Origin of the sequence: Streptomyces sp. NPDC006393 (genome assembly GCF_040628575.1) — a bacterium.
Lineage (GTDB): Bacteria > Actinomycetota > Actinomycetes > Streptomycetales > Streptomycetaceae > Streptomyces.
In genome coordinates this window covers 154155-172527 of record NZ_JBEXZD010000001.1, presented here as the reverse complement: position 1 = coordinate 172527, position 18373 = coordinate 154155, and the positions used below count along the sequence as shown (strand labels likewise).

At 71.3% G+C, this 18373-nt stretch carries 18 protein-coding genes; 10 read left to right on the top strand and 8 right to left on the bottom strand.

What is annotated here, in order from left to right; genetic code table 11:
- Nucleotides 1-57 precede the first annotated feature (57 nt).
- The gene (locus ABZ484_RS00750) at nucleotides 58-432 is read right to left on the bottom strand and encodes a hypothetical protein (RefSeq protein WP_358863711.1); all 375 of its coding nucleotides are present in this window, start codon (nucleotides 430-432) and stop codon (nucleotides 58-60) included.
- Nucleotides 433-440: 8 nt separating this feature from the next.
- Nucleotides 441-725 carry a hypothetical protein gene (locus tag ABZ484_RS00745; RefSeq protein WP_358863710.1) on the bottom strand — a complete coding sequence of 95 codons (285 nt, stop codon included), beginning with the start codon at nucleotides 723-725 and terminating at the stop codon, nucleotides 441-443.
- 257 nt (nucleotides 726-982) lie between these two features.
- Between ABZ484_RS00745 and ABZ484_RS00740 the strand changes: the two genes are divergently transcribed.
- From ABZ484_RS00740 to ABZ484_RS00730, 3 genes are all read left to right on the top strand, one after another.
- Nucleotides 983-1408 (top strand): CBS domain-containing protein, encoded by a 426-nt coding sequence (locus ABZ484_RS00740; protein WP_358863709.1) that lies wholly within the window; start codon nucleotides 983-985, stop codon nucleotides 1406-1408.
- A 247-nt stretch (nucleotides 1409-1655) separates the two neighbouring features.
- Nucleotides 1656-2228 carry a hypothetical protein gene (locus tag ABZ484_RS00735; RefSeq protein ID WP_358863708.1) on the top strand — a complete coding sequence of 191 codons (573 nt, stop codon included), beginning with the start codon at nucleotides 1656-1658 and terminating at the stop codon, nucleotides 2226-2228.
- 7 nt (nucleotides 2229-2235) lie between these two features.
- Complete coding sequence (locus tag ABZ484_RS00730; protein WP_358863707.1) at nucleotides 2236-2481, top strand: hypothetical protein; 246 nt, start codon at nucleotides 2236-2238, stop codon at nucleotides 2479-2481.
- A gap of 22 nt (nucleotides 2482-2503) precedes the next feature.
- On the opposite strand, the gene ABZ484_RS00725 is transcribed toward ABZ484_RS00730, so the two are convergent.
- The 3 genes from ABZ484_RS00725 to ABZ484_RS00715 all read right to left on the bottom strand — a co-directional run bounded on the left by ABZ484_RS00725 (nucleotide 2504) and on the right by ABZ484_RS00715 (nucleotide 5364).
- The gene (locus ABZ484_RS00725) at nucleotides 2504-2956 is read right to left on the bottom strand and encodes a hypothetical protein (protein ID WP_358863706.1); all 453 of its coding nucleotides are present in this window, start codon (nucleotides 2954-2956) and stop codon (nucleotides 2504-2506) included.
- A gap of 54 nt (nucleotides 2957-3010) precedes the next feature.
- Nucleotides 3011-3874: a ferritin-like domain-containing protein gene (locus ABZ484_RS00720; protein ID WP_358863705.1), complete on the bottom strand. Its 864-nt coding sequence runs from the start codon at nucleotides 3872-3874 to the stop codon at nucleotides 3011-3013.
- A gap of 230 nt (nucleotides 3875-4104) precedes the next feature.
- Nucleotides 4105-5364, bottom strand: coding sequence for an MFS transporter (locus ABZ484_RS00715; protein ID WP_358863704.1), 1260 nt, complete (start codon nucleotides 5362-5364; stop codon nucleotides 4105-4107).
- Nucleotides 5365-5499: 135 nt separating this feature from the next.
- Here ABZ484_RS00715 and ABZ484_RS00710 point away from each other — a divergent pair, with 135 nt between their 5' ends.
- The 3 genes from ABZ484_RS00710 to ABZ484_RS00700 all read left to right on the top strand — a co-directional run bounded on the left by ABZ484_RS00710 (nucleotide 5500) and on the right by ABZ484_RS00700 (nucleotide 7957).
- Nucleotides 5500-6489: an ArsR family transcriptional regulator gene (locus tag ABZ484_RS00710; protein ID WP_358863703.1), complete on the top strand. Its 990-nt coding sequence runs from the start codon at nucleotides 5500-5502 to the stop codon at nucleotides 6487-6489.
- 9 nt (nucleotides 6490-6498) lie between these two features.
- The gene (locus tag ABZ484_RS00705) at nucleotides 6499-7011 is read left to right on the top strand and encodes a glutathione peroxidase (RefSeq protein WP_358863702.1); all 513 of its coding nucleotides are present in this window, start codon (nucleotides 6499-6501) and stop codon (nucleotides 7009-7011) included.
- A 79-nt stretch (nucleotides 7012-7090) separates the two neighbouring features.
- A complete protein-coding gene (locus ABZ484_RS00700; RefSeq protein WP_358863701.1) occupies nucleotides 7091-7957 on the top strand; it encodes a MerR family transcriptional regulator in 867 nt (288 codons plus the stop codon).
- A 172-nt stretch (nucleotides 7958-8129) separates the two neighbouring features.
- Here ABZ484_RS00700 and ABZ484_RS00695 read toward each other — a convergent pair whose 3' ends face one another.
- Together ABZ484_RS00695 and ABZ484_RS00690 are read right to left on the bottom strand one after the other, a co-directional pair.
- Nucleotides 8130-9956: an MFS transporter gene (locus ABZ484_RS00695; protein WP_358863700.1), complete on the bottom strand. Its 1827-nt coding sequence runs from the start codon at nucleotides 9954-9956 to the stop codon at nucleotides 8130-8132.
- Nucleotides 9957-10163: 207 nt separating this feature from the next.
- Entirely contained in the window at nucleotides 10164-12578 is a 2415-nt protein-coding gene (locus tag ABZ484_RS00690) for a D-alanyl-D-alanine carboxypeptidase (RefSeq protein WP_358863699.1), read from the bottom strand.
- A 184-nt stretch (nucleotides 12579-12762) separates the two neighbouring features.
- Between ABZ484_RS00690 and ABZ484_RS00685 the strand changes: the two genes are divergently transcribed.
- From ABZ484_RS00685 to ABZ484_RS00670, 4 genes are all read left to right on the top strand, one after another.
- Nucleotides 12763-13518 (top strand): GPP34 family phosphoprotein, encoded by a 756-nt coding sequence (locus ABZ484_RS00685; protein ID WP_358863698.1) that lies wholly within the window; start codon nucleotides 12763-12765, stop codon nucleotides 13516-13518.
- A 328-nt stretch (nucleotides 13519-13846) separates the two neighbouring features.
- Nucleotides 13847-14713 (top strand): helix-turn-helix transcriptional regulator, encoded by an 867-nt coding sequence (locus tag ABZ484_RS00680; RefSeq protein WP_358863697.1) that lies wholly within the window; start codon nucleotides 13847-13849, stop codon nucleotides 14711-14713.
- 217 nt (nucleotides 14714-14930) lie between these two features.
- Nucleotides 14931-15122 (top strand): DUF397 domain-containing protein, encoded by a 192-nt coding sequence (locus ABZ484_RS00675; RefSeq protein ID WP_030165206.1) that lies wholly within the window; start codon nucleotides 14931-14933, stop codon nucleotides 15120-15122.
- A 408-nt stretch (nucleotides 15123-15530) separates the two neighbouring features.
- Nucleotides 15531-17114, top strand: a complete 1584-nt coding sequence (locus ABZ484_RS00670; RefSeq protein ID WP_358863696.1) for a sodium:solute symporter family protein — start codon at nucleotides 15531-15533, stop codon at nucleotides 17112-17114.
- Between the two features lie 6 nt (nucleotides 17115-17120).
- Here ABZ484_RS00670 and ABZ484_RS00665 read toward each other — a convergent pair whose 3' ends face one another.
- Nucleotides 17121-18266, bottom strand: a complete 1146-nt coding sequence (locus tag ABZ484_RS00665; RefSeq protein WP_358863695.1) for an ADP-ribosylglycohydrolase family protein — start codon at nucleotides 18264-18266, stop codon at nucleotides 17121-17123.
- Nucleotides 18267-18373 lie beyond the last annotated feature (107 nt).

Genomic DNA, 18373 nt, shown 5'->3' with positions numbered 1-18373 from the left:
GTAGAGATGGCGCTGCCCCTTGGACTTCATGGCCCGACCGTACCTGTACGCGTCCACTCAACCGGCCTGTCCCACAAGCACCATCAGCCCGACCGTCACCAGGGTCAGTGGCACCCAGCGCAGCACTGCCGCCCGGCTGGGGCGGGGCGCTTCACGCAGCAGTGCCAGGCCCAGCGGCACCAGTGCGGTGCACAGTCCGGTCAGGGCCACCAGCGACACGGGGGTGGTTCCCTTGAGCACTCCGATGGGCAGTGCCGCGGTGAGGCCGAGTGCGGCGGCGCGGACGGGGCCGAGGACCCGGGTGCGCCAGGCGCCGAGGGCGAGCACGATCCACCCGGCGAGGACGGCGAGGTTCAGCGTGGCGAAGACATGGAAGGCGCCGTAGCCGGCGGAGACCGCTTCGGTGGCGGGCCCGACCCCCTGGGAACGCACCAGCTGAACTACGTGGAGGGGTCTTGCCCCGGATCGGGCGTGGCCTTCGGCACGAAGAGGCTCAGCCGGAAGGTGGTCGGCCGCATCAGGCGCCCGCAGAGCCTGTCCACCCGCACCGCCGTCCAGTCGAGCTGCGTGTCCGATGCTCGTAGATGCCGCATGTGAGCGTGCCATTCCGACTCGTCCTGGGTTTCGAAAAGCACCTCCCAGCGGCCGACGTCAGGCGCGAAACGAGCAGTGGCCCGCCGAGCCTCGTCCTGCTGCCGACGTCTTTTCTTGCGCTGCCCTGGCATCGAGCCAGCATCGGCGGCTTCCACCCTTCGCGGCAAGGCCGTCGCCTTCGCCCGAGACCGGTGCGCCGCCGACGTCGATGACGCCTGGGTTCTGAGCGGAGAAACGCCTCGCCAACCGGCCGCCGCCGGGAGGCATACGTAGGTGGCGTGCGCGCGGTGGCGAGGAGCCGGCGATCACCCGAATGCTGCCCATCGGTCGCCGTGGGGGGCGCGGCTTCGGAGGATGAGACCGACCTACCCGGCAGGAGGAACGCTTCATGACCACGGCAGCCGACATCATGCACCACGGAGCACGGTGGATACCTGCCACCGAGACGTTGGACAGAGCCGCACAGCTTATGCGGGAACTCGGGGTGGGCGCTCTGCCCGTGAGCGACCCGAGGGACCCCGGCGAGCGCATGTGCGGCATCATCACCGACCGCGACATCGTGGTCCGCTGTATCGCCGCGGGGCACGACCCCTCGCGCGTCACCGCCGGTGACCTGTGCCAGGGCACCCCGCGCTGGATCAGCACCGGCGCGACCGTCGAGGACGTGCTCCAGGAGATGGAGAGCCACCAGATCCGCCGGCTCCCGGTCATCGACGACGACAAACGTCTGGTCGGCATGATCAGCGAGCATGACCTGGCCCTGCGACTGAGCGACGACCAGCTCGCACAGTTCGTGGAACGCGTCTACGCCTGACCGGCACCACCGCCGCACAAGCGGCGACCTGAGCCGCCCCGAACGCCCCAACCGCTCCACCACCCGAACCAACGCGCGCAACGCTGCCCACAGACCGCAGCCCGTGGCTCACTTCCCCCGGTGAGACCACGGGCTGTTTGCCGTGTGCCACGAGGCGGGTCGCCCTCGTGTACCGACGACACTCGGAACCGTGCCGCCAGTCCAGTCCCCCTCCACGAACGTTTCTGCAGGTCAGCACGCTTATCACTTGATCACCTGTGATGGTGAATCGGCCCCGGGTCCGGCAACCGGGCGCCTCCTGCCGCAGTTGTCCCCGGTGCTCATCACTCATGGGAACCAGCAGAGGGGGATCACTTTGATCACGCCGCGCGTCACGCGTTTCCTCACCACCCTCGCCGCCGCCGGAGGCCTTGTTCTGACCGCTTCGACGAGCGCACATGCCACCGCGATCGGCTCGACTCCGGTACGCACCTTCGAGTACAGCGTGGGCGGCGTGACGATGAAAGTGCCGACGGGGTGCATGTTCACCCACGTCATCCGTGGCAACGGCAGGAAGATCACGTACCAGAACGCCGGCGTGGACTGCGCCTTCGTCGGAGCGCTCAGCAGCGGCTTCTGCAACTGGCGCATCGACTTCAGCTATGCCGACACCAACAACCGCACATACCGCACCTCCCGCGGCAGGACGCACAGCGAGTGCAAGATCGACCCGATGCGGAACAACTCTCCTCAGACGTTGCCTCGTTATGGAAAGGCGTGTGCGCACCTCTATGTCAACGGGGTGCGACGGGTGAGTCAGTGCCATCACGTCACGAAGTGAGTCGGTCATGATCGAGCAGCAGCGGCAGCAGTCGGACCATGCGCGGGAGGCGCGGCGGCGGGCCGGAGTCGGGTGGTTCGTCGGCGGGGTTGTGGCGGCGCTGTGCTTCTTCGCGTTCTTTCCGGGGATGCCGCATGTCGTCGACTGGGGTGCCGTTCTTGTCTCGCTCGGGGTGGGGGCGCTCGCTCGGTGGGGCTGTCGTTCGTGGATGTCGAGGGCCCGGGGGAAGGGCGAACGGGTCCGCGGCGAGTGACGGGGGCTTGTTCTGTTCGGTGTCACAGGGGTGTTGAGCGTGGGGAGCGGTGGGCGGTCAGGGCCCAGATGACCCAGGTGTCCAGGGCGATGGAGATGATGGCCCACAGGGGCAGGTGGGGGAGCCAGAGGAAGTTGGCCACCAGGCTGAGGGCGGCCATGAACACGCCCAGGACGCGGGCCCACAGCGCGTCCGTGAGGAGACCGAGGCCGGTGATGACGGCGATCACGCCCAGGATCACGAGGACCCAGCCCCAGCCGGTCAGGTTGAACCGGTAGACGTAGTTGTTGATGCGGGCGTAGATGTCGTCGGAGGCGATGGCCGAGATGCCCTTGAGGATGTTCAGCAGGCCGTCCACCAGGAGTACGACCCCGGCGAACACCGTGCCGCCGGCCACCCATGGGCTGGTCGCGCCCTTCGCGCCGGCATGGGCGTCGGGGGGCACGTGTTGCGGCGTTGTCGGCTGCTGCGTCATGGCGTCGTCCTCCCTGGGGTCGGATGCGTCCACCGTGTGCGCAGGGGAACCGCGTCACCAGCGGGAGGCGGCCGGACGGGTGAACTCCGGCGTACGTCTCAGGGCGGTGTTCGGGTCAGGGCGGTGTTCGGGCCGGGGCGGTGTTCGGGCCGGGGCGGTGTTCGGGTCAGGGCGGTGTCCCGTGTCAGGGGGCGCTGGGGTCGTCCTGTCCGGGCGGGGGGTCAGTACCGACCGGGCCACCGTGGTGGAGGAACCGACGACGTCGGTCAGGAATCTCAGGCGGCCGACACCGAGTCGGCGCAGGGCCCGGCCGTGGTCGGCGGCGACGACGAGGCAGACCGCCGACAGCAGGAGCCGCCACAGGAGCATCACCGGGCGGCGCAGGAGGCGTGGCAAGGACGCCAGGGAGGCGTGCAGGCGCTCGCAGTGGAACGGGACGTGGCGTTCCTCGTCGGCCAGGATCCGGCCCGCCACGTCCGAGGTGAGCGGGTCGGTGGTGCCGTCGCGCAAGGCCCGGTAGTAGCGCAGCGCGACCACTTCCGCGATCAGCAGCACCAGCAGTTCCAGGCGCAGGCCCATCAGGCGCCGCAGCCGTACGAAGACCGTGTCGCTCCAGTGGCCGGTCAGCGTCGGGGTGCCGCCCGCGGCCAGGAGCCGGGCGAGCAGGCGGGCATGGTTCTGCTCCTCGGCGACGAACAGCCGCACCGCCCGCGCGTAGTCGCCGTCCCCTGCCTCGTCCGCCTTCGCGACGAGGTTGGCGCCGTCGCCGTCCTCGCCCACCTGGAAGCGCTGGACGCTCGCCCACACCGCCGGGTGCAGGGTCGCGCCCCGGCTCCAGTCCGGGTCGCCCTGGGCGCGTCTTCGGTCGCGTTCGTCCTCGAACCGGCGTACCCACTTGCCGAAATCGCTCGCCTGCACGTGGTCTCGTTTCTCCCTGGGGCCAGGGCTCGGGCGGCGCCGGGGCCGGGGCCGGGGGCCTGGGCACGAAGCCGGGGCCCAGGCCCGAAGCCGGGGCCCAGGCCCGAAGCCGGGGGCGCATCCGCGTGGCCCCCACGTCCAGATCAGACGTCTCGCCGCGCCTCGCCGGTTTCGTGCGGTGGCCGCCTGCCCCTACGGCACCCTGCGGGCGCAAACGGCACCTACGGCCCCTACGACACCTGCGGCGCCGGCCGGGGTGTCGTGGCCGTCGTCCGGCGTGCGGCCGCGGCCAGTGTCAGGGTCACCCCGACCGACGCCAGCGCCATCACCGTCATCGCCACCGCGGGCGAGGTGACCTGGGCCACCGAGCCCGCCAGCGACGCGCTCACGCCCTGAAGAGTGAGCATCCCCGCGGAGTGCAACCCGAGGGCGTGGCCGCTCAGTTCGCCGGGGGTCAGCGTCATCAGCCGCTCCTGCTGGACCAGGCTCGCGCCGAAGCCGGCGGAGGCGAGTGCCACCAGGCAGGCCGCCACCGGCACGGGCGGGTGCAGGACGAAGAGCAGATACGGCCCGGCCAGCAGCAACAGCAGTGGCGTGGCCGCCCGGCGGCGTACGGCGGGCGGCAGCAGGCGGCCCACCATCAGGTCGCCGGCCAGCATCCCCAGGGCAGCGCAGGCGAACAGCGTGCCGGCCGCGCTCGGGGCGTACGACACGTACAGCGACTCGCAGCCGACGACCAGGCCGTTGGGGAGCCACAGGCCCAGGTACGTCAGCCGGCGTGGGCGGTCCGACCACAGGCGGGCGTTGGCGCGCCAGGTCGCCGCGACGGACGGGCGGCCGGAGGAGCGGGGCGGGCGGCGGCTCAGGGCCCCGCGCACGACCGCCGCCGCCACCGCGAACAGCACCGCCGCGAGCAGCAGCGAGACGCGCGGTGACAGCACCGCCACCAGCACGCCGCCCGTCGCGTATCCGGTGATCTGCATGATTCCGCTCATCATGTTGAACACCGAACGACCGAGCAGATAGCCGTCGCCACCGCCCCCAGCCCCACCCCCACCCCCACCCCCACCTCTGCCCGCGCGACCGTCGTCGCCGCCGCCGGAAAGGATCTCGTTCAGCAGGCCCCACTGCACCCCTCCGCCCAGGGACGCGACCAGCCCCTCGGCGAGGACGACGGCGAAGACCGCCCACACCGGCAGGCCGGGCAGCGCCAGCACCGCCGTACCGGCCGCGAAGGCGAGGGCGATGCCCGCCAGCGTCCGGCGCGGCGGCAGCCGGTCGGCGCCCGAGAGGAAGAGGGTCGCGCCCAGAACCTGGGCGATCGAGGGGCCGAACATGCTCACCGCGGACAACAGCGGCGAGTCCGTGGCCCGGTACACCAGCGTGCCGAGCGCCAGTCCGCTCACCGTCCGGGCCACGGTCTGGGCGCCGGAGGACAGGAAGAGCGGGGTGAACTCCGGGGTGCGGAACAGGTCCTGGTAGCTGCGCATGCGCCGGAGTCTCGGACCGGCCCGGCACCGGTCGTTATTGTTTCGCGCACACGCGAAAGCCGCGTTGTCGCTTCGCGCGTCCGCGAAAGGTACGGAACCCGTCCGGGAGACGAATCCCGTCCGGAAGGAGGACTCGTGGGCTGGTGGCAGGTGAACGCCGACACGCTCGCCGGGAGCCGGTTCGTGCTCTCGCCGCTCGCCGAGACCTTCGCGAGCCTGAAGCTGCTGCACGCGGGCGTGGGCGGGCATCCGGGCGAGCAGGCCTGGCTGCGCGCCCACCTGCCCGCCTTCCGGCAGCGCCTCGCGGCCGATCCCGTCACCGCGCTGCTGGTACGGGCCGGCCTCGGGCGGCACTGGATCGCCGACTTCCTCACGCCCACGCCACGGGACGACGAGAGCTTCGAGGACGGCGTCGCCCGGGTGCACGCGGCCGATCCGGCCGAGGCCCGCGCGAATCTGCGGGTCTCGCTCGCCGGACCGCTGCCGGCCGCGCTGGAGCGGGACGACCTGGCCGAGCGCGCGGCCCGGCTCCTGGAGTACGTCTGGACGGATGCCGTACGGCCCTACTGGGACCGGCGACGGCGCGTCCTGGAGGCCGATGTCGTCGCGCGGACCGCGCAGGTGAGCCGGGGCGGCTGGGCGGCCGTCCTGGACGCCCTGCGGCCGGGGACGCGCTGGCTGGGCGAGAACCGGCTCCAGGTCAACGCGCACGAGTATCCGCCGCGCGAGGTCTCCGGCGCCCAGCTCGTCTTCGTGCCCGTCACCCCGCAGACCGGCTGGGTCTCGTGGGAGGAGTCCGACCGCCGGTACGCCGTCGTCTACCCGTGCTCGGGCGCCCTCGCCGACAGCGAGGTCCGGCGGGCCGCCGTCCCGGCGGGCCTCGGCGCACTGCTGGGCCGCGCCCGCGCCCAGGTGCTGGTCCTGCTCGACACCCCGCTGAGCACCACCCAGCTGACCGCCGTGACCGGCCAGGGCCTGGGTTCGGTGGGCCGGCATCTGAAGGTCCTGCTGGACGCGGGGCTGGTGGAACGGCGCAGGGCCGGCCGCTCGGTGCTGTACTCCCGCACCGGGCCGGGCCAGGTCCTCGTCGAGGCGGCCCGCCGGCCGGACCTCCGCCGGGGTTAGCATCCGCCCATGACGACTGCAGACAGCAACGGCGCCGCTCCCCTGGACGTGGAGATCGGCGCCCTCCAGGGCGGCCCCGCGAATCTCGGGCAGTACGCGGGTCAGCCCGTCCTCATCGTGAACGTCGCCTCCCGGTGCGGACTGACCCCGCAGTACGCCGGCCTCGAACGCCTGCACGAGAAGTACGCGGCTCGGGGCTTCACCGTGCTCGGGGTGCCGTGCAACCAGTTCATGGGGCAGGAGCCGGGCAGCGCCGAGGAGATCGCCGAGTTCTGCTCGGCGACGTACGGCGTCACCTTCCCGATGACCGAGAAGGTCGAGGTCAACGGCGACGGCCGGCACCCGCTCTACACCCGCCTGACCGGCTTCGCCGACGCCGACGGACACAGCGGCGACATCCGCTGGAACTTCGAGAAGTTCCTGCTCGGGCGGGACGGTCGGGTCGTCGCCCGCTTCTCCCCGCAGACCGATCCCGAGTCGGCCGAGATCGTCACGGCCGTCGAGGCCCAGCTGGCCGGCTGAGTCCACCCGGCGCGTCCACCGGTTGACCTTGCCCCTGGGGCAAGGCGGAGCGTCCCTGTCACCGGGCGAACGGCGTCCGGTGACGGAGGATGACGGCGTGGACGACGAGTTGCTCAGCATCGGCGCGTTCGCCGCGCGGGCCCGGTTGTCGGCCAAGGCGCTGCGGCTGTACGACCGCCTCGGGCTGCTGGTCCCGGCGTACGTCGACGAGGCGAGCGGCTACCGCTACTACCGGGCGTCCCAGACCGAGCGGGCCCGGCTGGTGGCCCTGCTGCGCCAGCTGGACATGCCGCTGGCCCGGGTGGCGGAGGTGGTCGCCGCCGACGGGCCCGAGGCCGCCGGACGGCTCGCCGCGTACTGGGCGGCCGTGGAAGCGCGCGTGGCCGGGCAGCGGACCCTCGCCGAGTACCTCCGTGGACGGCTGTCGGGGAGGAGCTCCGAGATGTACGGAAAGTTCGTGGTCGAGACGGTGGACGTGCCCGAGCAGGTGGTGATCACCGAGACCCGGCACACGCTGGCGGGCGAGCTGCCCGCGTGGATCGGGGCGTCGCTGGGCCGGCTGGCGGGCGCGGCGGCCGAGTGCGGGGGTGTCACCGGGGCGCCGTTCGTCGTCTACCACGCCGAGGTGTCCATGGAGAGCGACGGTCCCGCCGAGTCCTGCGTACCCGTGGCGGACGAGGCGGCGGCGCGGGCGTGGGCCGAGGCGCGGGGGCGGTCCTGGGACACGAAGGCGCGGGTGGAGCCGGCGCAGCGGCTGGCCTACACCCGGATCACCAAGGCACAGGTCGCCCATCCGCAGATCCTGGCCGCGTTCGAGGCCGTGGAGCAGTGGATCGCCGAGCAGGGGCTGCGTCGGGCCGGGCCGTGCCGGGAGGTTTACTTCGCGGACTGGGAGGCCGCGGGGCCCGAGGACGCGGTGTGTGACGTGGCGTTCCCGGTGAGCTGAAGGGTGCGACGTGGCCGTGGCCGTGGCGCGGGCCGGCCTGGGTTGCCGGGTGCGCCGCGCCGGTGGCAGGCCGCGCCGGTGGCAGGCCGGCGCGGCGGCCCGCCCACGGCAGCGTCGACGTCGCTTCAGTCCGGCGCTTCAGTCCGTCGCCTCAGTCCGTCGCCTCAGTCCGTCACTTCAGTTCGTCCGGGCACGGCGTGCCCCGGGGAAGCTGGTACGGGGCCGCCAGGCGGTAGGTGCCCGCCCGGGGCGCGAGCAGTGTCGTCCACTTGTCGCCCTTGACGTCCTCCGGGGCCTGGGCGAGGCAGCCGTTGGTGTTGTCGTAGGTCTTCGGGGTGCCCTGGGCGCGGTGCTTGGAGGCGTCGGTCTCCTGGGGGGCCTTGAGGCTCTTGCCGTGCTCGTCGACGAGGCTGAGCCACGGCGAGTACGGGATGCGGATGAGGATACGGCCCGGCTCGCGCACCTCGATGGTCAGCTCGCCCTGCTCGGCGCGGTCGACGACCGCGTTGGGCTCGGCGAGCGGCTTGGGGTCGGTCATCTTGAACAGCTGCCAGTTGGCGTCGCCCCAGATCTGCCGCAGATACGGCATGCCGCGCTGCACCAGGGCGCGCTCGCGCTGCCCGCCGTCGCCGTCGGGTTCGCCCTTGGGCAGCACCACGTAGTGCACGGCCCAGCGCTGGAGCCACTCGTGGTAGTTGGCCGAGTTGAGCGTGTCGTCGTAGAAGAGCGGGTTGCGCTGCATGTCGGCCTGGCGGTTCCAGCCGCGGGCCAGGTTGACGTACGGCGCCAGCGCCGAGGCCTCGCGGTGGGAGCTGGCCGGGACCACCTCCACGCGCCCCTTCTCCGCGCCGACCTTCTGCAACTGGTTGACCAGCGGTGCCAGCTCGCGCGACCAGGACGCGGCGGGTGCCGTGTGGACGATGTCGTCGACCGACTTGAAGCCGATCCAGCCGACGAAGCCGACCAGGGCCAGCACGACCGTGTACCACTCGCGCGAGCGCGGGACCTTGAAGGGCAGCACCGCCACCAGCACCATCCCGGCGAAGAGCATCGCCAGCCGGGTGATGTTGGAGCCGATCTGGGAGCTGATCAGCCAGACCCCGACGACCGACAGGGCGTAGACCCAGGAGGTGATCCGGACCGTCTTCCACTGCCGGGGGACGAGGACGGCGGCGAGGACCGCGTACACCAGCGGCAGGATCACCGAGCCGAAGGCCATGGGCTGGGTGCCGGAGAAGGGGAACAGCAACGCCGAGACGGCCACCACGAGGCTCGGCGCCAGACCGAGCGCCCAGGCACCCGGGCGGCGCTTCTGAAGGAACAGGGCCACCGCGACCAGGCCCACGAACAGGCCCGCGACCGGCGAGGCCATGGTCGCGAGCGCCGCCAGCGGGGCGGCGACCAGCGCCTTCGCCCAGCGTTTGTGGCGCCAGCGGTACGGCCAGCAGAACACGGCGGCCAGCGCGCCCAGCGCGAACATCGTGCCCAGGCCGTACGTCACCCGGCCCGAGACCGCGTTGCACAGCAGCCCGAAGACCCCGGCCAGCGCCGCCCACAGGGGGTTCCTGACCGCGCGGCTGCGGATGAGGACCAGCGTCAGCAGGCCCGCGGAGACCGTGCCCGCGATCATCATCGTCGTACGGACGCCGAGCACCGACATCAGATACGGCGACACCACGCTGTACGACACCGGGTGCATGCCGCCGTACCAGGCGAGGTTGTACGCGGAGTCCGGGTGCCGGCCGACGAACTCGGCCCACGCGTCCTGCGCCGCGAGGTCGCCACCACTGTTCGCGAACGTGAAGAACCAGACGATGTGCAGTACTCCGGCCAGGCCGGTGATCGACAGGACGGGATGCCGCAGCATCCGCTCCCGCAACGCCGTCACCGCGACCCGGACCCGGTCGCGACCGGCGTCAGTCGTGGACGAACCTATTCGCGGGCCGGCTCCCGGTCCCCGCTCGGCGTCGTCGGCGCGTGTCGGCTCCGCAGTGGCCACCTGAAGGCACTCCCCGTGTCCCGTCTCCTGTTCGCGGCCGCGCCTCGCGACCGGCGACGTGCCCCGATTCGTGACGCTAGCACGCACCCCGTCGGGGAGCTCCCGGGTGGGGCTCCCCGACGGGGTGCGGGGTGCACCGGACGTCCGGCGCGCCGGCCCAGGCGATCAGCCGATGGGGATCAGCCGATGCGCGTCAGCCGATGCGGATCAGCCGATGCGAGTCAGCTTGTCCGCGAAGCCGGGCTCGGTGAGGTCGCCCTGGAGAGCCACGGGGACCCGTACCGCTCCCTGCGCGCCGTCACCGACGGTGAGCGTGCCCACCTTGGTCCCGGCCTTCGCGGAGTGCGGCAGGCGTCCGACGGCCAGGGACAGCTCGACCTTCAGCCCGGCCCAGCCGACCGCCGTGACGTCCTTGGTGATCACGACCGGGGTGCGGCCGCCGAGCTGGTCGTCGACGTACCCGACGACATCGCCCTTCTTCAGGATCTTCGCCGAGGTCAGCGCGTCCTCGGCGGCCTGAAGCGCGGTCCTGCTGACCGCGTTGACCGTGTCCAGGATCGACGGCTTGTGCTGGCCGAGGATCGCGCCGACCACGGTGACGGTCTGGCCGCCGACGTTCTTGCGGGCCGCGAACAGCAGGTTGCCGCCGGCCGCCGTGGTGGTGCCGGTCTTGATGCCGATCGCGCCCATCTTGAACGGCAGCTCGTTGTAGTTCCGCCAGTTCTGGCCGGAGGGGTCCGTCCAGCTGGCCGCGCTGGTGATGGCGATCAGCGCCGGGATCTTCACGACCGCGTTGCCGAGCCTCACCTGGTCCTCGGCCGTGGAGACGGTGGTCTCCTTCAGACCCGAGGGGTCGGTGTACGTCGTGCCGGTCATCCCCAGTTCCTTGGCTGTGTCGTTCATCTTCTTGACGAACGCCGCCTCGGAGCCCGCGTCCCAACGCGCCAGCAGCCGCGCGATGTTGTTCGCGGACGGGATCATGACGGCCGACAGGGCCTGCTTCTCGGTCAGGAAGTCGCCGGCCTTGACGGTGTTGAGCGTGGACTCGCCGGCCTTGTCGTAGCCGCCCTCCTTCTCCGCGGTCGCGTCGACCTCGATCTTCGGGCCGTCCTGACCCGGCTTCAGCGGGTGGTCCCGGAGGATGATGTACGCGGTCATGGTCTTGGCGACCGAACCGATGGCCACCGGCGTCTGCTTGCCGAAGTGGTCCATCGTGCCGATGCCCTCGCCGTCCATCCAGCCCTGTCCCTCGCTCGGCCAGGGCAGGCTCACCCTGTCGCCGTCGAAGCTGTAGCTGTCCTTGGCGGTGAGCGTCAGAGTGGGGGACGGCAGCGGGCGTACGGCCTGAACGATCGCAAAGACGATCGCGAGGAGCACGACCAGCGGCGTCCAGATCTTCACCCGGCGCGCCACGGTGCGCAGCGGCGTCTCCGGCGGCGGCGGAGTGTTCGTCAGCTCGGCCAGCAGGTCCAGCGGCGGCTTGGGCGGCAGGGGCTGCTGGGTGGTGCGCTCCAGGCCGATCGGACCGGTCTGCGCGGCGGGGGGCTGGGCCCCTGGCTGCGACTTCGGCTGCGACTTCGGCTGCGGCTTCGGCTGCGGCTGCTGCTTCGGCTGCGCCGGGCTGGGTGCCGGCTTCGGCTGAGGCTGCGGTTGCGGTCGCGGCTTCGACGGCGACTGTGGCTGCGACTGGTGCTTCGGCTGCGGTTTGCGGGTCTCCGGCGCGTCGAGCGGCTTGAGCGCGACGAACTTGCTGGTGCGCTCGACGTCGGACTCGCCGGCCTTGGGGGCCGGCTTCCGCTCGTCGCTCGTCCTGCCGGCCTTCGCGTCGGCTTCGGCGTCGGCCTTCGCGGCGTCCCTCTTCTCGCCGCCCAGCTTGAGCATGGTGGTGGGCTGGTCGACGGCGGGCTCGGGCCGGGGCGCCTTGAAGACGGCGGTGGGCTGGTCGACCGGGGGCTCGGGCTCACGCTCGCTCTCGGGCTCGGGCTCGGGCTCGGGCGCGTCCTCGGTGGACTTGGCCTCGGCCTTCTCGGGCTTCTCGGGCTTCTCCTCCGCCTTGTCGGCGTCGCCCGTACCCTTCCCGGCGTCCGCGGAATCCACCCACGCGGCCACGGCCGCACGCAGGCGGGCGTCGCCCGCCGCGTCGGCATCGCTCCTGTCGTCGCCCCCGTCCGAGACCGCCGCCTCGTCGTCCCGGGTCTCGGTGTCGGACTCAGCCTCGGCATCGGCGGAATCGGCCGGGTTCTCGACCTCCTCGACCTTCTCGCCCGATTCGGGCGTTACCGACTTTTCGGCCTTCTCGACCATTTCGCCCGTACCGGTGTCATCGGCCTTACCGCCCTTGTCGGTCTTATCAGCCTCATCGGCCTCATCGGCCTCCGCCGATTCCTTCTCGGCATCCGTCACCAGATCCCGTACGGAGAGCACCCGCGTGGCCGTATCCACGCCGCCGCGGCTCTCGGGCGTACCGGACTCCCCCGCCAGCGCGAGCCGAGGATCGCGAACATCACGCGCCTCGCCCCTGGCTTCGGGAACCGGACCCGCGCTCCCCGACGTCGGTTCTGCCGACGACTCGCGCTGCTTCGACTTGTCGGGGGACTCGCCCGCCACCGATGCCTCCTCCATGTGCCGCACGTCCCGCGTGCCGTACCGCTGTCCGAACCATGTACCAGTGTCCTGTGCACGGGCCAAACCCACGCGGAAGACGAGAACGACATACCTACCGGTTCCACTACGAACCGGTCACGCACCCTCGACAGACCAATGTGAGAGGGGTCACCCTGTCATTCATCCACGCGGGGAGGCATGGATGGGCAGGAGCCGCAGAACACTTCCGGAGGAGCTTCTGCTGCTGGCACTGGACCCGGCCACGGGTACCACTGCGCAGCCGCAGTCGCTCGACCTGGGTCTGGCCGGAGCACAGCTAGTGGAGCTGGCGCTGGCCGGACGGATAGCCCCAGACGGGGATCGTATCGCCGTGGTGGTGCCACGGCCGACAGGAGATCCGACTCTGGACTGCGCGTTGGAGTTGCTGCGAAGGCGCGGCGCTCCGGTACGGGCCGTCCACTGGATCGGCGGGCCGCGTCTCGGGCTCCGCCAGACCTATCTCTCGCATCTGGAGCGGTGCGGCATGGTGGCCGCCGTGCCGGGTCAGATGTGCGGGGTGCTGCCGACCACTCGCTACCAGGCGACAGACACCGCCATCAGCCGTGAGATCAGGGCCCGGCTGGATTCCGCGATCCGCACCGGCGTGCCGCCGGACCCGCGGACGGCGGCGCTCGCCGCGCTGGCGCACGCGGTCGGCCTCGGCAAGCACCTGTATCCGGGCAACGAGGGCCGCTCGTCCCGTTCCCGGCTGCGGGACCTGATCAGGCACGACCCGATGGGCGGCCTCGTGGCGCACGCGGTGATGGACGTCCAGAACGGTGCGGCGGCCCAGCCACGCCGCAGCCCGGGACCGGCGGGCCGTCAGGCCACCGCCGGAGCCAGGCCCGCGCCGGAACCCGCCCGGGGCGTTCCGATGCAGCCGCGCCACGGATCCATGGCGCGTGCCGTGGCCCACTGAGACCGCGCGCACGCACAGCAGGGCGCACGGACCGCAGCACGGCCGCACGGCAGCACGGCGCACCGGCACGACAGGGCAAGAACCGCAGCGTACGAACGCCGCACCGCACGTCCCCAGACCCGGTTCGGGAGCCGCTGGTCCGAGCGGGGTGTCGAGAGCGTCCGGTCTCGACACCCCGCTCGACCGCACGACCGGCGCGCACCGAAGTCCGAACCGGCCCGCGGTCGCCGCATATCCGGCGTTTCCCAGCGGTAGAAAGCACCTTGGTGGCAGTCTGCTCAGCAGCAGATACGCAAAGTAGAGGCATGCAGCCGGAGGTGCACGTCCCGTGGCGTCCAATGTCAATCCCACCGTCAGGCGGCGCCGGCTGGGCCAGGAGCTGCGCAGGCTCCGCGAGCTCAAGGGCATGACGGCCGAGGAGGTGGCGGAGCGACTGCTGGTCTCGCAGTCGAAGATCAGCCGCCTGGAGAACGGCCGGCGCAGCATCAGCCAGCGCGACGTCCGTGACCTGTGCGGGGTCTACGAGGTGGAGGACCACCGGATCGTGGACTCGCTGATGCAGATGGCCAAGGACTCGCGCCAGCAGGGCTGGTGGCACTCGTTCGGCGACATCCCGTACAGCGTCTACATCGGTCTGGAGACGGACGCGGCGAGCCTTCGGGTGTACGACCCTCAGGTCGTCCCCGGCCTGCTCCAGACGCGTCAGTACGCGGAGGCCCTGATCGCCGGCGCGCTGCCGGAGACGGCGCCCGCCGACATCGACAAACGGGTCCAGGTCCGGATGCGTCGGCAGGAACGAATCTCCGCGACGGAGAACCCGCTGCGCCTGTGGACCGTCCTCGACGAGGCCGCCCTGCGCCGGGCCGTCGGCAACCGCGCGCTGATGCGCGAGCAGTTGGAGCATCTGGTCGAGCAGTCGCAGCTGCCGCACGTGACCGTACAGGTCATCCCCTTCGACATGGGCGCGCACCCGGGTCTCAACGGCCAGTACGCCATCCTGGAGTTCCCGGACGCGGCCGACTCCAGCGTGGTCTACATCGAGGGTGTCACCAGCGACCTGTATCTGGAGAAGGCGAACGACGTCCAGAAGTACAGCGTCATGTACGAGCACCTGCGGGCGCAGGCGCTGAACGTGGAGCAGTCGCGCCAGTTCATCGCCGGCATCGCGAAGGAGTACGCGGGGTACACAGCCTGAGAGGCGGGCACCGTACACCCTCACCGCGTGTGGAGGGAAGACCCGCTGGAATATGCCATCCGGTCGAGTGAACGGCCGCGTCGGCCGCGGAGTGTGGCGGGTAGCGTCGATCACGCCATCGAGCAACACCGTTGGCGCAAACCGCGCTGTGGGTTCCTGCCGAACGCGTCGTGCGGTGACAGCAACTCAACCACTCCACAGGCAATCCGGAGCAGAAATGGCAATTCGTCAGGGCGCCACGGAGACGTGGACCAAGTCCTCGTACTCCACGGGCAACGGCGCATGCGTCGAGGTCAAGTCACCGGTGGTCGCGGCCATGGCGGTCCGGGACTCCAAGGTCCCCGAGGGCCCGGTGCTCGGCTTCCCGGCCGACGCGTGGAACTCCTTCGTGGCATCGATCAAGGCGTGAACGGGAGGATCTCCCCGATCCTCCCCCCGACGCCGCGATCAACAGACCGACAACTGAATCAGCACGGCGGGCGCTCCAGACACACAGGGCGCCTCGCCCAGAGCCCCCTCGACCAGTTCGCCGTCCTTGCCGAGGGGGCTCTGCGCGTTTCCGCGCACCCCTCGGCTCCTCCTCCCACCGGACTCCTCCCTTTCCGCCCTGCCATCCGCCCCATCGGTTCACGTAGATGAACCAAGGTCAACAGCCAGAACCTTTTTACTCGCTCTTGACCTTACACTTCCTTGTCGTGCCCGCGTAACCCCACCCACGATGAGCGGGCACTTCGCGGCCTTCCTCGCCCTTACCCCGCTCAGGCGAAGTGCCAACCAGCTGAGCGGAGTTCACAAGGCGGACCCTGGAAGGGGGCACATGAACAGTCTCGACTGGACCGTGCTCATCGGCTACTTCGGCGTGATGGTCGCGATCGGCCTCTGGTCGCACAAGCGGGTGGACGATGTCAGCGACTTCTTCACCGCGGGCGGCAAGATGCCCTGGTGGCTGTCCGGCATCTCGCACCACATGTCCGGCTACAGCGCGGTGATGTTCACCGGGTACGCGGGCATCGCCTACACCTACGGCGTCACCTCCTTCATCACCTGGTCGTTCCCGATCGCGCTGGGCATCGCCATCGGCTCGAGACTGTTCGCGCCGCGCATCAACCGGCTGCGCTCCCGGCTGCGTGTGGCCTCGCCGCTGGAGTACCTGAAGAACCGCTACAACCTCTCCACCCAGCAGGCGCTCGCCTGGTCCGGGATGCTGCTGAAGATCGTGGACGTGGGCGCCAAGTGGGCCGCGATCGCGACCCTGCTGTCCGTGTTCACCGGCGTGAGCCTCAACCAGGGCATCCTCATCACCGGCGCGATCACCGCCGTGTACTGCACCATCGGCGGCCTGTGGGCGGACGCGCTGACCGAACTCGGCCAGTTCGTCATCCAGTTGCTGGCCGGCCTGTCGATGTTCGTCGCGGTGGTCCTGAAGCTGAACGACAAGGGCATCGGCTTCCTCGGCGCCTGGGACGAACCGGCCCTGCACGGCCACGGAAAGCCCCTCGTCGGCCCCTACGGCACCGTCTTCCTGCTGGCGTTCCTGTTCATCAAGCTCTTCGAGTACAACGGCGGCATGCTCAACCAGGCCCAGCGCTACATGGCGACGGGCAGCGCCCGCGAGGCCGAACGCTCGGCGCGCCTGTCGGCGATCCTGTGGCTCGTCTGGCCGGTCGTCCTCTTCTTCCCGATGTGGATGTCCCCGCTGCTGGTGCACGCGCAGAAGCCGGACGGCTCCGACTCCTACGCCCTGATGACCGAGCAGCTCCTTCCGCACGGCCTGCTGGGCCTGGTCATCGTGGGCTTCTTCTCCCACACGATGGCCATGTGCTCCTCCGACGCCAACGCCATCGCGGCCGTCTTCACCCGGGACGTGGCGCCGGTGCTGTCGCGACGGGCGCGGGCCTGGGGCGAGCGCAGCGGCCTGGTCGCCGCCCGGGTGACGACGGTGGTCTTCCTCGGCCTGTCGATGGCCGTCGCCACCCAGGTCAACTCGCCCACCTTCAAGGACATCATCACGGTCGTCATCAAGTGGGTCGCGGGCCTGATGGGCCCGATCGCCATCCCGATGATGCTCGGCCTGCTGCGCACGTTCCGCCGCTCCGGCCCGACGGCCGCGCTCACCAGCTGGGCCGCCGGACTGCTCGCCTTCTGGCTGGTGAACTACCCGATCAACTGGAACGTGGACGGCGGCGTACCGCTCCAGTACCAGGTGTCGGTGCCGCTCGCGGTGTCCCTGGTCCTCTACATCGCCATCGGCTATGTCAGGCCGGAGGACACCCCCGAACGGCTCGCGATCATCGAGCTGGTCAACACCGACGGGGACGGCGACGGCACCTCGGCGGGCGCGGTGGCGGTCCCGGCACAGGCCGGAGCGGGCGACGACGTGGTGGGCACCCAGCCGTCGTAGGACCCCTCAGGCCCCGTGACGCCCGAGGACTTCCGAGGCCCCGCGCGGATACCTGGCCAGCCAGCCCGGAGCCGATCCGGCGGGCCCGTGCAGCGCGGGCCCCTGGGTCATCTCCATCGCGAAGTCGTCCGCGAGGACCAGCAGGGTGGGACGGCCCTCCAGCTCGGCCAGCCAGGCCGGCGGGAGGGCCGTCTCGCCGTGCAGGGCGCCGAGCAGCCCGCCGGTGAGGGCGCCCGCCGCGCCCGAGGGACCGCTCTGGTTCACCGCCAGGCACAACCCGTGCCGTACGTCCTCGCCGACGAGCGCGCAGTACACGGCGACGGCCAGCAGCCCCTCCGCCGTACCCGCCCCGGCCAGCTCCTCCACCCGGACCGGGGTGGGCATGCCCTGGCGCACCGCGCCCAGCGCGTGCTGGAGGGCGTCCGACACCGGCTCGTGCCCGGGCCGTACGGCGAGCAGCGCCAGCGCCTTCTGCACGGCGCCGTCGAGCCCGTCGCCACGGGCGAGACCGTGCACGATCACGGCGTACGCCCCCGCCGCGAGACAGGCCGTCGGATGCCCGTGGGTCTGTGCGGCGCACTCCACGGCCAGTTGCACGACCAGCTGCGGCTCCCACCCGACGAGCAGCCCGAACGGCGCGGACCGGGCGGCCGCCTCCGGCCCGGCCTCCCCGGGGTTCTTGGGAACGTCCAAGGTGCCCATGGTGTCGTCCCCGAGCCCGGCGAGCAGCGCCCGCGCCGGGTCCCTGCGGGCGTACAGCCACTCCTCGCGGGCCAGCCATCCGTCGTCCTTGCGGCGCTCGTCGGGCCCCCAGTCCCACTGGGTCGCCGCCCACCGCAGGTAGGCCCGGTGCAGATCGGTCGGCGGATGCCAGGCTCCGGTGTCGCGCCGCACCTGCGCCCGGATCAGTCCGTCGACGGAGAAGAGCGTGAGCTGGGTGAAGTGCGTGACGGCACCGCGCCGCCCGTGCGCGGGCACCAGGTCCACGACCCCTTCGGGGCCGTGCGCCTCCCGGATCGCGTCGAGCCCCAGCCCGTCCACCGGCGACCCGAGCGCGTCCCCCAGGGCCACCCCGAGCAGCGTGCCCCGCACCCGGCTCCGGAAGTCCTGCTGCTCGCCGCGTCCCCAGACGGCACCCGACGTCGCGCTCACCCCGACCTCCCTCACGGCACCGTCCGTACGTACGACGCCCAGCACTGTAATCGAACGGGAAGGGGCCGTTCGAGTGACGGAGGGGCACATCCGGCCGGGCCGTCGCC

Bases quoted from the DNA above. Each gene is read 5' to 3' on its own strand.
- ABZ484_RS00745 (WP_358863710.1), bottom strand. From the start codon at position 725: ATGCCAGGGCAGCGCAAGAAAAGACGTCGGCAGCAGGACGAGGCTCGG.
- ABZ484_RS00740 (WP_358863709.1), top strand. From the start codon at position 983: ATGACCACGGCAGCCGACATCATGCACCACGGAGCACGGTGGATACCT.
- ABZ484_RS00730 (WP_358863707.1), top strand. From the start codon at position 2,236: ATGATCGAGCAGCAGCGGCAGCAGTCGGACCATGCGCGGGAGGCGCGG.
- ABZ484_RS00725 (WP_358863706.1), bottom strand. From the start codon at position 2,956: ATGACGCAGCAGCCGACAACGCCGCAACACGTGCCCCCCGACGCCCAT.
- ABZ484_RS00715 (WP_358863704.1), bottom strand. From the start codon at position 5,364: ATGCGCAGCTACCAGGACCTGTTCCGCACCCCGGAGTTCACCCCGCTC.
- ABZ484_RS00705 (WP_358863702.1), top strand. From the start codon at position 6,499: ATGACGACTGCAGACAGCAACGGCGCCGCTCCCCTGGACGTGGAGATC.
- ABZ484_RS00690 (WP_358863699.1), bottom strand. From the start codon at position 12,578: ATGGAGGAGGCATCGGTGGCGGGCGAGTCCCCCGACAAGTCGAAGCAG.
- ABZ484_RS00685 (WP_358863698.1), top strand. From the start codon at position 12,763: ATGGGCAGGAGCCGCAGAACACTTCCGGAGGAGCTTCTGCTGCTGGCA.
- ABZ484_RS00675 (WP_030165206.1), top strand. From the start codon at position 14,931: ATGGCAATTCGTCAGGGCGCCACGGAGACGTGGACCAAGTCCTCGTAC.
- ABZ484_RS00670 (WP_358863696.1), top strand. From the start codon at position 15,531: ATGAACAGTCTCGACTGGACCGTGCTCATCGGCTACTTCGGCGTGATG.